General features: G+C 73.2%; 11 protein-coding genes. 2 read left to right on the top strand and 9 right to left on the bottom strand.

Annotated elements, in window-relative coordinates:
- Positions 1-228 precede the first annotated feature (228 nt).
- The 9 genes from ACLIRP_RS09335 to ACLIRP_RS09295 form a co-directional block, all read right to left on the bottom strand.
- Positions 229-2,700 carry an FtsX-like permease family protein gene (locus ACLIRP_RS09335; protein ID WP_412060174.1) on the bottom strand — a complete coding sequence of 824 codons (2,472 nt, stop codon included), beginning with the start codon at positions 2,698-2,700 and terminating at the stop codon, positions 229-231.
- Complete coding sequence (locus ACLIRP_RS09330; protein WP_412060173.1) at positions 2,697-3,386, bottom strand: ABC transporter ATP-binding protein; 690 nt, start codon at positions 3,384-3,386, stop codon at positions 2,697-2,699. Before ACLIRP_RS09330 ends, ACLIRP_RS09335 begins: the two co-directional genes overlap by 4 nt.
- 82 nt (positions 3,387-3,468) lie before the next feature.
- Entirely contained in the window at positions 3,469-4,962 is a 1,494-nt protein-coding gene (gene dacB, locus ACLIRP_RS09325; protein WP_412060172.1) for a D-alanyl-D-alanine carboxypeptidase/D-alanyl-D-alanine-endopeptidase, read from the bottom strand.
- Between the two features lie 51 nt (positions 4,963-5,013).
- Positions 5,014-5,913: a rod shape-determining protein MreC gene (mreC, locus tag ACLIRP_RS09320; RefSeq protein ID WP_412060171.1), complete on the bottom strand. Its 900-nt coding sequence runs from the start codon at positions 5,911-5,913 to the stop codon at positions 5,014-5,016.
- A gap of 228 nt (positions 5,914-6,141) precedes the next feature.
- Entirely contained in the window at positions 6,142-7,188 is a 1,047-nt protein-coding gene (locus ACLIRP_RS09315; RefSeq protein WP_412060170.1) for a rod shape-determining protein, read from the bottom strand.
- Positions 7,189-7,374: 186 nt separating this feature from the next.
- Complete coding sequence (purH, locus tag ACLIRP_RS09310; RefSeq protein WP_412060169.1) at positions 7,375-8,976, bottom strand: bifunctional phosphoribosylaminoimidazolecarboxamide formyltransferase/IMP cyclohydrolase; 1,602 nt, start codon at positions 8,974-8,976, stop codon at positions 7,375-7,377.
- A complete protein-coding gene (gene purN, locus ACLIRP_RS09305) occupies positions 8,973-9,626 on the bottom strand; it encodes a phosphoribosylglycinamide formyltransferase (protein WP_412060168.1) in 654 nt (217 codons plus the stop codon). The genes purH and purN overlap by 4 nt, the downstream gene beginning before the upstream one ends.
- Positions 9,626-9,892: a SemiSWEET family sugar transporter gene (locus ACLIRP_RS09300; RefSeq protein WP_412060167.1), complete on the bottom strand. Its 267-nt coding sequence runs from the start codon at positions 9,890-9,892 to the stop codon at positions 9,626-9,628. Before ACLIRP_RS09300 ends, purN begins: the two co-directional genes overlap by 1 nt.
- Positions 9,889-10,824, bottom strand: a complete 936-nt coding sequence (locus ACLIRP_RS09295) for a S66 peptidase family protein (protein ID WP_412060166.1) — start codon at positions 10,822-10,824, stop codon at positions 9,889-9,891. The genes ACLIRP_RS09300 and ACLIRP_RS09295 overlap by 4 nt, the downstream gene beginning before the upstream one ends.
- A gap of 258 nt (positions 10,825-11,082) precedes the next feature.
- On the opposite strand from ACLIRP_RS09295, the gene ACLIRP_RS09290 reads away from it, so the two are divergent.
- Complete coding sequence (locus ACLIRP_RS09290; protein ID WP_412060165.1) at positions 11,083-12,717, top strand: YncE family protein; 1,635 nt, start codon at positions 11,083-11,085, stop codon at positions 12,715-12,717.
- 255 nt (positions 12,718-12,972) lie between these two features.
- Positions 12,973-15,138, top strand: a complete 2,166-nt coding sequence (locus ACLIRP_RS09285) for an FG-GAP-like repeat-containing protein (protein ID WP_412060164.1) — start codon at positions 12,973-12,975, stop codon at positions 15,136-15,138.
- Positions 15,139-15,140 lie beyond the last annotated feature (2 nt).

The raw sequence follows: 15,140 nt of genomic DNA, 5'->3' as shown, positions 1-15,140 counted from the left end.
AGTGGGGGTGCGTGGGCGGACCACGAGCGGGCGCGGGCGCGGTTTCCGCTCCACGACGAGTTCGCCTTGGGCTCTGTCTGACGAGTCCCTCACGGCCTGCGAGCGGCCCCGGAAGCCGCCAGCCGCGTCGCGCTCCATCGGCGTGGCTGCGGCCACGCCTGCTTCGCGCTCCTTGCCGGCAGTTCCCGGTGCTCGCTCTCGGCTGCGCTCACAATCACCATACAGAACCTAGTCGGCGCGGAGCACGTCGAGGGGGCGGGCGCGGACGGCGCCCCACGCGACCGCAAACGCGCTCGCGGCGGCGATGGCGACGGCGACGGCGACGAGCCCGAGGGAGACGCCGGGGTAGAGGTCGATCGGGATGCCGTCGTCCTGCGCCCGGATCACGGCGAGCGTGAGGGCGGCCGCGCCGACCCCGAGCCCACCGCCGACCAAGCCGAGCAGGGCGTTCTCGACCAGAAGCATCCGGAGCACCTGCCCGGCCGAGTACCCGACGGCCTTGAGCACACCCAGCTCGCGCCGGCGCTCGACGAGCGCCAGCCCGACGCCGTTCGCGATCAGGACGGTCCCGGCCACGAGCGCCAGGCTCGTCAGCGCGAGCACCAGCAAGAACAGGCCGCGGACGACGCGGACGAACATGTCGACCACCTCGCGCGAGGTGATCACGGCGCCCTCGGGGTGGGCGTGGCCGACGGCCGTCGCGAACGCGTCGAGCCGGGCGGTGGGCACCTCGGCCGCGACGGTCTCGGTGACGGCGGCGTCGCCAGTGAGCGCGTCGAAGGTGGCTGGGAGCACGATCGCCCCGGACGTCTGGACGAGCGGGATGCCGTCGGGCCGGTCGTAGTAGCCATCGACCGCGAGCAGGCGATCGGCGGCGCCGACGCGGACCCGAAGCGTGTCGCCGACGGCGACCGGGCGCGCGTCGTTGGTGCCCAGGCGCCACGGGACGAGCAGGCCGCCCGGGTCGGCGAGCCAGTCGGTGCCGCGTGAACCGCGCGCGGAGTCGGAGACGGCGACGGTCGAGGCGCCGTCGGCGCCGCGGCCGTGGAGCTGGTCGACGAACGCGAACGGCGTGCCGTCGGGCCAGGTGATCTCGGCCTCGGCCGTCCGGTCAGTCCACAGCGTCGCGCCCGCCTCGGCGGAGAGCCGGACCAGTTCGGGGGCGTCTTCCGAAATGCCGTACAGGGCCGCGTTCGCGCCCTCCACGTCGACCATCCGCTGGGCGACCTCGTCCTGGCCGTTCAGGATGACGATGCCCGAGAGCGCGATGGCGTAGGTCCCGACAAAGAGGGCCACGAGGGACGCGGCCGCCCGCGCCGGGTGCCGGCCCAGATTGCGCGCGGCCATCCGGACGAGCGGGAGGCCCGGCGTCGGAATCCGCACGACCACGAGCAGGGCGGCCACCATCAGCGCGCCGAAGACGACGAGCCCGGCGACGCCCGCGGCGATCACGCCGAACCCGACGGCGACGGACCCGACGAGTCCGCTCCCGAGCACGCCGAACAAGCCGAACAGCAGCAGCGACAACCCGGCCGTCGCCAGCCGCGTCCGCGTCGTCATGACGATGGGCGTCTGGCGGAGCAGCGTCCCGGGCCGGACGGAGCTGGCGCGGACGATCGCGATCAGCCCGAACAGCACGGCCGTGGCGACGCCCGCGAGCAGGCCGCCGACGAGCACGGACGGGACGAGCCGGAAGTCGAGCAGCATCGGCAACCCGTTGGCCATGACGCGGCGCAGCCCCTCGGCGCCGGCGATCCCCCCGAGCACGCCCAGCACGCCGCCCACCAGGCCCAAGATCGCGGTCTCGACGCCGAACAGCGCCATCAGGTCGCGCTGGCGGTAGCCCAACGTCTTGAGCACGGCGACCTCCGTCCGCCGCCGGGTCAGGACGACTTGGAGCGTGTTGGCCACACCGATCCCGCCGACGAGCAAGCCGAGCAGGCCGGCGGCGGGGAGCGCGAACCCGAACACCTTCTCGACGTCGCCCGGCGGCGCATCGGGCCGCTCGACGGTCCAGCCGGAGGCCTCGAACCGGGCGGCCACGCGGTCGGGCGCGTCGGTCGCCACGCGCGCCGTCATCACCACGTCGGCGCCCGCCATCCGGCGCGCGGTCTCGCGGCCGACGAGGAGCGTGCCGCCGATGGCGTCGGGGAGCTGGTCGGCGATGCCGGACACGGTGAGCGTCGTCGGCGCGCCGCCGGGCGTCCCCGCCAGCCGGACCCGGTCGCCCTCATCGACGGCGAGGGCGCGTGCGAGGTCGCGCGACAGCACGACGGCCTCGGGCGCGGCGAGCGCTTGGGCGAGCGTCCCGGATTGCATTCGTACGTCGCCGACGAGTGGGTACGCGTCGGCGTCGACGGCCAGGATCCGGTTGAAGATGAACAGCCGCGCGTTGTCGGCGGTCTGGACGAACCGCGCCGGGACCTCGCTGCGGGCGTCGACGCCGTCGACGTCGGGGTCGGCGGCGACCGCGAGTAGGTCGTCGGCGGAGAGGGGGGCGCCGCGGGAGAGCGCGAGGTCGCCGCCGAGCGAGAAACGCGGCGGCACGAGGACGGCGTCGGAGATGCTGGCGGCGAGCAGCTGGAGCCCGACGAGCGAGAACACCCCGAAGGCGACGCACGCGACGGCGAGGGCGCCGCGCTGGCCGCTCCGGACGAGCGACCGGAGGGCGTAGCGGAGGACGAAGGCGGCGGTGCTCATGCCGCGCGCCGGGTGTCCGTCGCGATCCGGCCGTCGACGAGGTGGATCACGCGGTCGGCGCGGGCCGCCACGTCGGGGTCGTGGGTGACGACCAGGACGGTGAGCCCGAGATCGCGGCGCAAGTCGGCGAACAGGTCGAGGACGGCGGCGGAGGTGGCCGCGTCGAGGTTGCCCGTCGGCTCGTCGGCGACGACGAGGGCCGGCTCGGTGACGAGCGCGCGGGCGATCGCGACGCGCTGCTGTTGGCCGCCCGAGAGCTGGTGCGGGCGGTGGCCGAGCCGGTCCGCCAGCCCGACGCGCTCCAGCATCGCGCGGGCTCGCGCCCTGGCCTCCCGACGATGGGGCCCGACGTAGAGCGGCGCCTCGACGTTCTCCTGGGCCGTCAGCGTCGGGATCAGGTTGAACGACTGGAAGACGACGCCCACCTTCTCGTTCCGGAAGCGCGCCAGCTCGGCCTCGCTCCGCGACGACACGTCGACGCCGTCGATGGCGACGGTCCCGGACGTCGGCGCGTCGAGCCCAGCGACGATCCCCAAGAGCGTGGACTTGCCCGAGCCCGACGGCCCGGTGACGGCCACCCACTCGCCGCGGTCGACGGTGAACGAGACGCCGTGCAAGATGGGGACGGGCGTGTCGCCGAGCGACAGCGTGCGGGTGACGTCGCGGGCGTCGATGACGGGGGACATGGGCCGGGGGGAAGGGTCGCCCCCTAGCGTGACGGTCCACCACCAAGTTGCACCGGCACCGGTTTGTGCTCTGCGAGCCTGGCTATCGCCCCTCGAAGTCCGCCAGCAGCTCCACGATCTGGTCCTGCGCCTGGTTTACCCTCGAAGTGCGGACCGTGTAGTTGTTGCACAGGAGCGAGAACGCCAGCACGTGGCCCGACGCCGAGGTGACGTAGCCCGACAACGTCCGGGCGCCCGAGATGTAGCCGGTCTTGGCGCGGACGTTGCCGCGCGCGTCGCCGCCGCGGTAGCGGTTGCGCAACGTGCCGGTGTAGCCGCCGACGGGGAGCGAATTCCAGAACGCGTCCTTGGTGGCGCGGTCGGGGTGCTGGTACATCCCCCGCAGGATGCCGACAATGCCGACGGGCGTGACGCGGTTGAGGGCTGAGAGCCCGGAGCCGTCGGCGACGCGGAAGGTCTCGGGGTCGACGCCGATGCGGAGCATGAACGGCTTGGCGGCCTCCCAACCCGCGAACGCCGAGCCCGTCGGGAGGTCGGCCCCGCGGTAGACGTAGGCACCGAGGGTGCGGAGCAGGTGCTCGGCGTAGAGGTTGTTCGAGTCCGTGTTCGTCTGCTCGACGATCGCCGCGAGCGACGGGGAGGTGTGCGTCGCGACGCGCGTCAGCCGCTCGTAGCGGGGGCGCCGGCCCCACTCGTCCACGTCGACGCCCTCGCCGACCACGTCGATGCCCTGGTCACGCAGGACGCCGATCAGCGTCGAGACGAAGTAGTCGGTCGGGTTGACGATGGAGAGGTCCTCGGTCTCGGTCCGCCCGGCAGGGACGCGGGCGGAAACGGTGAACACGTTGTCGGAGAGCGCGCGGTCGTAGCCCTCTTGAATCGAGCCGCCGTCCGTCGTCGTGGTCTGGTTCGCGAACCGGACGTAGCCATAGTCGGGCGAGGCCGTGATGCGGGCGCGCTGGCCGGGCGTCGTGCCGCGGACCTCGACGTGGACGGTGCCCTCCTGGAACTGCAGGCCCGAGATCTCGGCGCCGTAGTACCACTTGAGGTCGTCCCACTGCCAGCCCTGCCCGAGGTGGACGTTGTCGAACACGTCGTCGTCGCCGACGATCGGGCCCTGGATGCGGCGGACGCCGAGCGCGCGCAGGCTGTCGGCCCACTCTCGGAAGATGCCGAGCGCGTCGCCGTCGCGGAAGCGGCCGCCGAACGTGGGGTCGCCGGCGCCCCGGACGACGAGCCCGCCCAGGAGGGTGCCGTTCTGGATGGGGCCGTCGGCGTAGAGGCGCGTCTTGTAAGTGAAGGCCGGCCCGAGCTGGTCGAGCGCGGCGGCCGTCGCCACGATCTTCATGTTGCTGGCCGGAATGAACCGGCGCTGGGCGTTGCGGGCGAACAGCTCCTCGCCGGTCGTGAGGTCGACGACGTAGGCGCCCCAGTACGCGTCGTCGAAGGCGCGCGCGTCGAGCACCTCGTCGATCCGGTCGGCCAGGCCGCCGACCGTCGAGGTCGGCTGGGCGGCGGCGGCGAGGGCGAACAGGGCGACGGCGAGGGCCGCCAGCGGGCGCAAAACGAGGGGCATCGAGGTGGGGGGTGGGCGGCGGTCAACGGCCGTCCGTGCAACAGTCGTGCGCTAGTCGGCCGGCGTCGTCGCGTTGAGGCGGGCTTGGAGGTCGGCCTCGCGGCGCTCGATGCCGAGCGAGTCGCGGGCGGCGGCCTCGAGGATCGCCTGCTCGGGGTTCGGCCGCGCCAGCAGCACGTAGACGTAGCCGACTTCGGAGATCGGGGCGGCCGGCTCCAGAATGATCTCGAAGTCGTTCCGGCCCGCCGCCGCGTACGCTGTGTCGACCCGGCCGATCGGCACGCCGGCAGGGAAGACGCCCGAGAACGCGCTCGTGACGATGAGCATCCCGGGCTCGACGGGCTCCGTCTTGACCACGCGCGTCATCGTCAGGCGGTCGACCGTCCGGCCGTCCCACGACACGACGCCCTCGCGGCCGAGCGCCTCGACGACGCCGGGCACCTTGAAGAGCGTGTTCTGGTGCGGCATCACGACGGCGTAGTTGTCACTCGTGAGCACGACGAAGCCGACGACGCCGCGCTCGTTGATGACCGGCATCCCGGCCTCGACCGAGTCGCGCGCGCCCACGTCGATCGTCAGCAGGTTCGTCTGGCCGGTCACCTCCTTGGCGACCACGCGGGCGACGACGCGCTGCACGTCGGTCGTGTCGTCGAACTGCAAGAGCGCGCGGAACTGGGCGTTCTCGGCCGACGCCTCGCGCAAGCGGGCGACCTCGGCGGACAGCTCGGCGGTCTCGGTCCGCAGCCGGTCGTTCTCCGCCAGCGACCGCCGGAAGCGGGCGGACCGCTCGAACAGGCCCTCGACGGGCGCCGTCACGGTCAGGCTGGCCGCGCGGGCGGCGCGGAGGGCGGGGCCGTTGCGGCCGACGAAGATCACGAGTCCGATAAGGAGGAGCACTCCGAACACGACGTAGTCGCGCGAGCGCTCCCAGACCTGCTGAGCGAGAGCCATCCAGGAAAGAGAGGGGAGGCGTGCCTACTCCCGATGGCCCCCGCGGTTCGGGCGCGGGGAAGAGAAGGGGCGGAGGACCGAGGACCGGAGACCGCCGCCCGATGTGCGGACCGGCGCCGCGCGCCAGCCGACGGGGCCGCGTCGAAGGCCGCCGGCCGAGTGGTCCCCGCCGGTGGGCATCCCAAACCGGTCTCCGGTCCGTCGTCCTCCGTCCGCGCCGAAAGCGCGCTAGTTCGTCAGCACCGGCATGAACCCGTCGATGTCCTCGAGCACGGAGCCCGTGCCCCGGACGACGGCCGTCAGCGGGTCGTCGGCGCTGAAGACGGGCAGCTCGGTCCGCTCGCGGAGGTACTCGTCGAGGCCCTTCAGGAGCGCGCCGCCGCCGGTCAGCATGATGCCGCGCTCGAGCACGTCGCCGCCCAGCTCCGGGGGCGTCCGCTCCAGCGCGCGGACGACGGCCGCGGCGATCTGGTTGACCGACGGGCGCAACGCCTCGCGGACGTCTTCCGACGAGACCACGCGCGTCTTCGGCACGCCCGTGACCAGGTCGCGGCCCTTGACGGACAGTTCGAGCTCGGGGTCGAGCTTCTGGGCGCTCCCGATCTCGCACTTGATGCGCTCGGCCGTCCGCTGCCCGATGAGCAGGTTGTGGTGCTTTTTGAAGTACTGCATCACCGCCTCGTCGAGCTCGTTGCCGCCGACGCGGATCGACTCGTCGACGACGATCCCGTTGAGCGCGATGACGGCGATCTCGGTCGTCCCGCCCCCGATGTCGACGATCATGTTGCCGACGGGCTCCTGCACGTTGAGCCCGATCCCGATCGCCGCGGCCATCGGCTCGTCGATGAGCATGACCTGGCGGGCGCCCGCGTTCTGCGCGGCGTCCTTGACGGCGCGGCGCTCGACCTCGGTGATCCCCGAGGGCACGCAGATCACCATCCGGCCGATCGAGGTCAGCCAGCCGGGCTTGACGCGCCGGATGAGCCCACGGATCAGGGCGTCGGCGACCGAGAAGTCGGCGATGACGCCGTCGTTGAGCGGGCGGATCGTCTCGATGTCCTTGTGCGTCCGCTCGTGCATCATCAGCGCCTCCGTCCCGATGGCGACCGTCTTGCCGGTCCGCCGGTCGATGGCGACGATGGACGGCTCGTTGAGCACGATCCCCTTGTCGCGGACGTGGATGAGCGTGTTGGCGGTGCCGAGGTCGATGGCGACGTCGACCGAGAACGGGTTGAGCACGGGGTCGGGAGGGAGCGGGGACGCAGAGATGTGCAAGCCACGACCCAGCGTCCAACGGGGGTGGCAAGTCGAGCGGCGCGCAAACTAACCGGGGGGTCGGCCCAGACTGGGCCTTCCGCCTTGATTTTTCGGGGAGGACGGTCGACAACGTCGCCGCTGCATTCCGTCGCTAGCGATGATCGGCGGCTCATGTGCGGAGCGGGCCCACCGGCCGCCCGAGGCTCAGTGCCGGAAGTGGCGCTGGCCCGTGAACGCCATCGCCATCCCGCGCGCGTCGGCCGCCGCGATCACCTCGTCGTCGCGGACCGAGCCGCCGGGCTGGACGGCCGCGCGCGCGCCGGCCTCGGCCGCCGCCTCGAGCCCGTCGGCGAAGGGGAAGAAGGCATCGCTGGCGACCACGCACCCGGCAAAGTCGAGCCCGGACTTGGCGCCCTTGGCGACCGCAATCTCGGACGCATCGATCCGGCTCATCTGCCCAGCCCCGATCCCGAGCGTCGCGCCGTCGCGCGCGTAGACGATCGCGTTCGACTTGACGTGCTTGCAGACGCGCCACGCAAAGTCGAGGTCGGCCCACTCGCGGTCGGTCGGCTGGCGCTCGGTCGGCACGGTCCACGACGTCTTGAGGTCGGGCGCGAGCGCGCGGTCGGGGTCCTGGACGAGCAGGCCGCCCGCCGTCGTCCGCACGTCCTGGCTGGCGCGCGCCGTCGGCACGGCGCGGATCAGGCGGCGGTTCTTCTTCTGCTGGAGGAACGCGAGCACGCCGTCCTCGAAGGCGGGCGCGATGATGAGCTCGGTAAAGACGGCGTCGATCGCTTGGGCGGTCGCCAGGTCGAGCGGGCGGTTGACGGCGACGATGCCGCCGAACGGGCTCTGCCGGTCGGTCGCAAACGCCTTGGCGTAGGCGTCCGCCAGCGCCTCCGCCTGGCCGACGCCGCACGGGTTCGTGTGCTTCAGGATGGCGACCGTCGGCGGCCCGCCGTCGAACTCAGCGATCAGGTTGAGGGCCGCCGTCAGGTCGGTGAGGTTGTTGAACGACAACGCCTTGCCGTGAAGCACCTCGTACGGTGTCGAGCCGTCGGTGTACAGCGCCGCGCGCTGGTGCGGGTTCTCGCCGTAGCGGAGGTCGGCGGCCTTGGCGAGGTCGACGGTGAACGCGTCGGGCATGGCGTCGTCGCCTGCGTGCGCCTCGCCGGTACCGTCGTACGCGGCGCCGAAAAAGCTCGCGACGGCGGCGTCGTAGGCGGCCGAGTGCGCAAAGGCGTCGGCCGCCAGCCGGCGTCGCGTGGCCATCCCGAGCGTCCCGCCGTTCGCTTCCAACTCATCGGCGATGGCCTCGTAGTCGGCCGGGTTCACGACCGAGGCGACGAAGGCGAAGTTTTTGGCCGCCGCGCGGAGCATGGTCGGCCCGCCGATGTCGACGTTCTCGGCCGCGACGGCGTCGCTGGCGCCGCCCGCCGTCGCTTCGCGGAAGGGGTAGAGGTTGACGGCGACCAGGTCGATGGCGCCGATCCCGTGCTCGGCCAGCTCCGAGATGTCGTCGGCGTCGGTGCGCCGCGCCAGGATCCCGCCGTGGACCGTCGGGTGCAGGCTCTTGACGCGGCCGCCCAGGATCTCGGGCGAGCCGGTCACGTCCGCCACGTCGTGGACCGGAATCCCCGCCTCGCGCAGGGCGCGCGCGGTCCCGCCGGTCGACAGGATCTCGACGTCGAGGGCGTGGAGGCGGCGCCCGAAGTCGACGAGCCCGGCCTTGTCGAAGACCGACAGCAGGGCGCGGCGGACGGGGTAGCGGTCGTCGGGGGCGGGCAGGTCCTTGGCGTCGATCACGAGTGCGGGGAGGGAGGGGGGATGGCCGGGTCGGGCCGGCCAGGCAGGATGCGGACGTGGCGGCCGTCGACGCGGAGGCGGTCGTCGGCCAGCAGGGCGAGGGCGCGGGGGAAGAGCCGGTGCTCGACCGCCAGCACGCGTGCGGCGAGTGACTCGGGCGTGTCGCCGGGCTCGACGGGCACGGCCTCTTGAAGGATCACCGGGCCCGTGTCGTACTCGGCGTCGACGAGGTGGACCGTCGCGCCGGACAGCCGGCAGCCGTACTCGAGCACGGCGCGGTGGACGTGGGTCCCGTACATCCCGGGCCCGCCGAATGCGGGCAGCAGCGACGGGTGCACATTGACGATCCGGTGCCGGAAGGCCCACACGACGGGCGTGGGGATCATGCGGAGGTAGCCCGCGAGCGCGACCGTGTCGGCCTCGGCGCGGGCAAGCGCGTCGAGCAACGACTGGGCAAACGCCGCCGGGTCGCCGAGCGGGGCGATCACCTCGGTCGGGATCCCACGCGCCTCGGCGCGCACGAGCGCCCCGCACCCGGGCCGGTCGGTGACGAGGAGGACGGCCTCGGCGGCGAGCGCGCCGTGGTCGACGGCGTCCCAGATGGCGGCGGCGTTCGAGCCGCCCCCGGAGGCGAAGACGGCGAGGCGCATCAGGCGGGGCGGCGGCGGTGCCACCAGATCTGGAGGTCGACGAGGAGCAGCAGCGCCAGCGTGACGAGGTTCGTGATGATTACCGGGAGGTCGCCGATCGCCAGCCCGTACGCCAGCCACAGCGCCGCGCCGACCGTCAGCAGGGCGTACATCCCGACCGACAGGTCGGCCGACGACCCGCTCCGCCACGTTTTGACGACCTGGGGCACGAACGAGCTCATCGTGCAGGCGGCGGCGACCAGGCCGAGGGCGGTGACGGCGGTCACTGGGCGACGGGGTCGAGCACGTGCAGCACGGCGCCGTCGGCACCCGCCGTCAGCCGCGCCCTCACGCCCACGGGGACGGTGCTCTTGCGCGGCACGTGGCCGTAGACCAAGCCCGCCGCGACGGGCCCGCCCACGAACGGCGCGTACTGCGCCAGCACCTCGTCGACCGTGAACGTCGGCCGCCCCTCGGGCACCTCGGCGCCGGTGAACATGCCGAAGACGAGCCCGCCGAGCGATTCGAGCACGCCCGCCAGACGGAGGCGCGCCAGCAACCCGTCGATCCGGTACGGCGACTCGCCCACGTCCTCGACAAAGAGGATGGCGCCCCGAAGGTCGGGGAGGTACGGCGTGCCGAGCAGGGCGCAGACGAGCGCCAGGTTGCCGCCGAGCAAGACGCCCTCCGCCTCGCCGGCCTTGAGCGTCGCAAGGCCCTCGCCGCCCGGGCCGAGCACGTCGTAGCCGGCGTCGCCGCGGGCCACGCGCCAGAAGTCGGCCTCGGTCTCGGCGTCGAGCCCGCCGGCCCAGTCGCTGGCGGCCATCGGACCGGACACGCCGGGGACGCCCGCCTGCCCCCACAGCGCGAGGTGCAGCGCCGTCACGTCGGAGTAGCCGACGACGAGCTTGGGGTGCGCGCGAGCGGCGGCGTAGTCGACGCGGTCCAGGATGCGGAGCAGGCCGTAGCCTCCGCGCAGGCAGACGATGGCGTCGAGGTCGTCGCGCCGGAGCGCCGTGTTGAGCGCCTCGGCCCGCGTTTCGTCGGTCCCCGCGAGATACGCGCGGGGCCCGCTGGCGGGGCCGATCACGTCGACCGTGAGGCCCGTCGCTCGGAGCGCGGCGATTCCCCGGGCCGCGTCGGCCGGGTCCAGCGCGGCGCTCGACGGCGCCACGACGGCGACGCGGGACTCGGGCGTGAGGGGGCGGGGGAGCGGCACGCCCGCAAGCTACCGGCGCTGGCGACGCCCGCGGCGGCGAGTTGCGTCGAAGGATTGCAGGGGCGCCTCGCGAGCCCGGGGGTCTGAGGCCGCTCGCGGGCTGCCGCGCGCCCTTCGGGCCGTTCCTCTCACGACCGAGGTGGCCTGTCGCCGCCCCCCGGCCCGTGCGACCCTCCGTGCACGGCCGCGCGTCGCGCCGCGTTACACTCGAACCGACCGCCGCGCCGCCGCGTTGGCCCTCCGCACCCGCCGACCCCCATGCTCCGCCTCAGCCCGCTGCTCGCGCTCGCCTTCGCCCTCACGGCCTGCGACACGACCAGCACCCTCACCGACGACGGCTTCGACCCGTCGACCGTCGACTACGACGTGATTCAGACCTTCGACTACGACGAGACCGTCCGGCCCCTGCTGGCGGCCCGCAACGTCCTCTCGCCCACCGCGACGACCGACCGCGGCGACGCCAGCGACTACGACCTGATGGACGTCGTGATGGCCGGGCCCAGCGGCTTCGTCGTGCCCTTCGACGCCGAGGGCAGCCTGATGCTGCGCTTCGTCACCGACCTCCCCGACTCGGTCGCCATCCCGTTCCCCAACCTCCGCACGCTGGAGCCCGATGAGGCCCGCTACCTCGCGCGCTGGATCGAGGCCGGCGCGCGCGACGGCGACACGATCCCCTTCGCCGACGCGCACCACCTGCTGCTCGCGGGCGTCCAGGCCGAGAACCACGTCGCGGTCCTCGACGCCGACACCGGCCGGCTCGTCCGCCGCATCGACTTCGACGCGCTCGGCCTCCCGAGCACGCCGTACGGCCCGCACCACTTCGCCTTCGAGCCCGACGGCAGCGCCGCTTACGTCTCGCTCGTGTCGGCGGGCGTCGTCGCCAAGGTCTCGCTCGACCTGGGCCAGGACCCCGACGACGCGCTCCTGGGCCGCACGCCCGAAGGCGTCTTCGCCACGCCCGGTATGATGTCGCTCGACCCGTCCTCGAATCGCATCTTCGTCGGCCGCTCGACGCTCTCCGACCCGCTCGCGAACGGGTTCGGAATTTTGGACCGCTCGACGATGGAGATGGACGTGATCGCGACGCCGTTCAACGTCCCCCACGCGATGGCCGCGACGCCCGACGGCCGCTACGCCATCACGGCCGAGCTGACCGGCACCCAGTCCGAGAGCCGCGCGCTCGTCTACGACGCGGTCTCCGGCGACGCCACGATCCTGCGGATCCCCGCCGACGGCGCCCCGCGCGAGTTCATCCACTTCAGCATCCTGGGCGCCCACCACATGGGGATGGGCATGACGCATGACGCGGGCGCGATGGAACACGCGGGGATGGACCACGGCGGCATGGACCACTCGGGCATGAACGCCGACGCGTCGATGGCCGGCTACCCGTACACCGTCACCCTGACCTCGCGCTCCACCGACGAGGTCCTCTTCCTGACGCTCGCCGAGGATGGGACGCTCGCGCTCGACGGCACCGCCCCCGCCGGCGACGGCCCCTACCACGCGCACGCCAACCACGACGGCTCGCGCTTGCTCATCCCCGATCAGCGCGGCGACACCGTCACCATCTTGGACGCCGCCACGCGCGCCGTGCTCTTGCTCGTCGAGGCCGACGCCCTCAGCCAGCCCCACAGCCCGGCCCCCTCGATGGACGGCGCGCGCTTTTTCGTGACCTCGTCCAACCTCAACGGGGCCTGGACCCCGCCCTTCCTCTTTATGCCGCCCGGCACCGGCGACCGCGAGCCCCTTGGCCCCGAGTCGTTCGGCAACCTCGCCATCTTCTCCGCCGCCGGCGACTTGGTCGAGGTCGTCCAACTCGGCGCCTACCCCTCCGGCCTCGAGCCTGTCATGGTCCACGGAGGCCAAGACCACTCGACGGGCGATCGGTAGCCCCTTCCGGGACGGCGCCACGCTACCTAGATCGTCCCCTCTCCCTCTGGAAGAGGGACAGCCGAAGGCCGGCGCCAGCCAACCGCAAGGTCGGCGCAGTCAGGTGAGGGTCGAAGGGCTCGGATAGCGACCGGCGAGCGCCAGCAGCCCCACGCAGCCCCGCTCCCTCGAGGGGACTCCGCGCCAGCCCGGTCCCTCACGATCCCCCGCTCGCGCCCGCCGCCCCGGCGACTCACGACCGAACACCGACCCTCTATGCCCCGTCCGCTCCTCCTCGCCCTCGCCGCCGCGCTCGCGCTCCCCGCCAGCGCCCAGACGTTCACCCGCGAGGCGACGCCCTTCCCGGTCACCGGCCCCGACGGCGAGGTCGCCTTCCCCTTCGTCGGCGGCTTTTTCGAGCCCCGTCCCGAACTGGCCGACATCGACGCCGACGGCGACGCCGACCTCATCGTGAACGTCGGCGGCGCGGGCCTGCAGCTGTTCGAGCGGCGCGGCGACCGCTACGTCTGGACGACCGACCGCATCGGCGGCATCGAGCCCGGCAACTGGTCCACGTTCGCCGACCTCGACGGCGACGGCGACCTCGACCTGCTCGCGCGCGGCGAGCCCGGCCGCGTCCGCTACTGGCGCAACGTCGGCACGCCCCAGGAGGCCGCCTTCGAGATCGGCGCCGAGCTCCTCCGCGACGCCGCCGGTGAGCCCGTCTACGTCGAGGACTCCTCGATCCCCGAGCTCGCCGACCTCGACGGCGACGGCGACCCCGACTTGTTCTCCGGCAAGGCGGACATCGGCACCATCACCTACTACCGCCACGTCGGCGTCGAGAATGGCGTGCCCGTCTTCGAGTTCGTCACCGACCGCTTCCAGGACATCGTCATCTACGAGGAGAACCCGCAGTGCCGGTCGGCGGGCACGATCGAGAGCGGCCCGCTCACCGTCCCCGGGCGCGGGTCCATGCGCCACGGCGCGAACGCCATCGCCATCCAGGACGTGACCGGCGACGGCGCCCCGGAGCTGTTCTGGGGCGATTTCTTCGCGCCCAGCCTGTTCTACTTCCTCAACGAGGGCTCCCCGACCGACCCCCAGCTCGCGCTCGCGTCGGAGCGGTTCCCCGTCGGCCAGCCCCTCACCTCGGGCGGCTACAACGCACCAACGTACGGCGACGCCGACGGCGACGGCGACCCGGACTTGGTCGTCGGCGTCCAGCGCGGGCTGTGCTTCCAGACCCAGACCGCCGCGCACAACCTCATCTACTTCGAGAACACAGGCACGGCCGCCGCGCCCGACCTCCAGCTCCGCACCGACCGCCTGATCGACGGCATCGACGTGGGCTCGCGCTCCGCCGTCGCGCTCGCGGATCTCGACGGCGACGGCGACCTCGACCTGGTCGTCGCGAATGAGACAAACCCCGACGACACCTCGCGCGCCAACCTCCAGCGCTACGAGAACACCGGCACCGCGACGGCCCCCGCCTTCCGGCTCGCCGACCCCGACTGGCTCGCGCTCGCCTACGACTTCGGCGCCTACGCCCCAGTCTTCGGCGACCTCGACGGCGACGGCGACCTCGACCTCCTCGTGGGCGGCTTCAACGGCCGCTTCGCCTTCCTGCGCAACACGGGCACCGCTGCCACCCCGAGCTACGTCCGCGAGGACGACCGGTGGGGCGGCATCGACGTCGGCCAGTACGCCCGCGCCACGCTCGGCGACGTCGACGGCGACGGCGACCTCGACCTGCTCGGCGGCGCCTCCAGCGGCCGCGTCCGCCTTTACCGAAACGTCGGCACCGCCAGCACCCCGGCGTTCGAGACGATGCCGAACGGCGCCCCGTCCGAGGCCGACGCCGCCTACCTCCTCGCCATCGGCCTGCCCGAGCGGCTCGACGGCGACGCCGCCCCCGCCTTCTCGGACATCGACGGCGACGGCGACCTCGACGTGCTCATCGGCACGGCCCAGGGCACGATTCTCGTCTTCCAAAACGTCGGCACCCCGACCGCGCCCGCGTTTGTCGCTGCCGAGCCCGTCCCCGCCGGCCGCCGCCGCGTCGCCCCCACGCTCGGCGACCTCGACGGCGACGGCCGCCCCGAGATCGTCGCCGGCACCTCGTCGGGCGGCCTCTTGTTCTGGAGCGCCGCCGGCGGCGTTTGGACCGAGCCCACGCCGCCCGGCGCCCCGTCTGACCTCGGCGTCCGCATCGTGCCCAACCCGTCGTCCGGCAGCGTCTCCGTCCGCGCCGACGCGCCCGACGGCGAGGTCGTCGTGTTCGACGCCCGGGGCCGCGTGCTCGCGCGGCTCGCGCTCGCCTCCGGCGCTGTCCAGTGGGACGGCCGCGGCGCTGGCGGCCCGGCCGCGCCGGGCGTCTACCTCGCCCAGGTTCGCGCCGACGGCGCCACGCAGACCGTCCCCTTCACCCTCGTCCGCTAGCC

Source organism: Rubrivirga halophila (assembly GCF_046845755.1).
GTDB lineage: Bacteria > Bacteroidota > Rhodothermia > Rhodothermales > Rubricoccaceae > Rubrivirga.
This window is presented reverse-complemented; position numbering and strand designations above follow the sequence as displayed.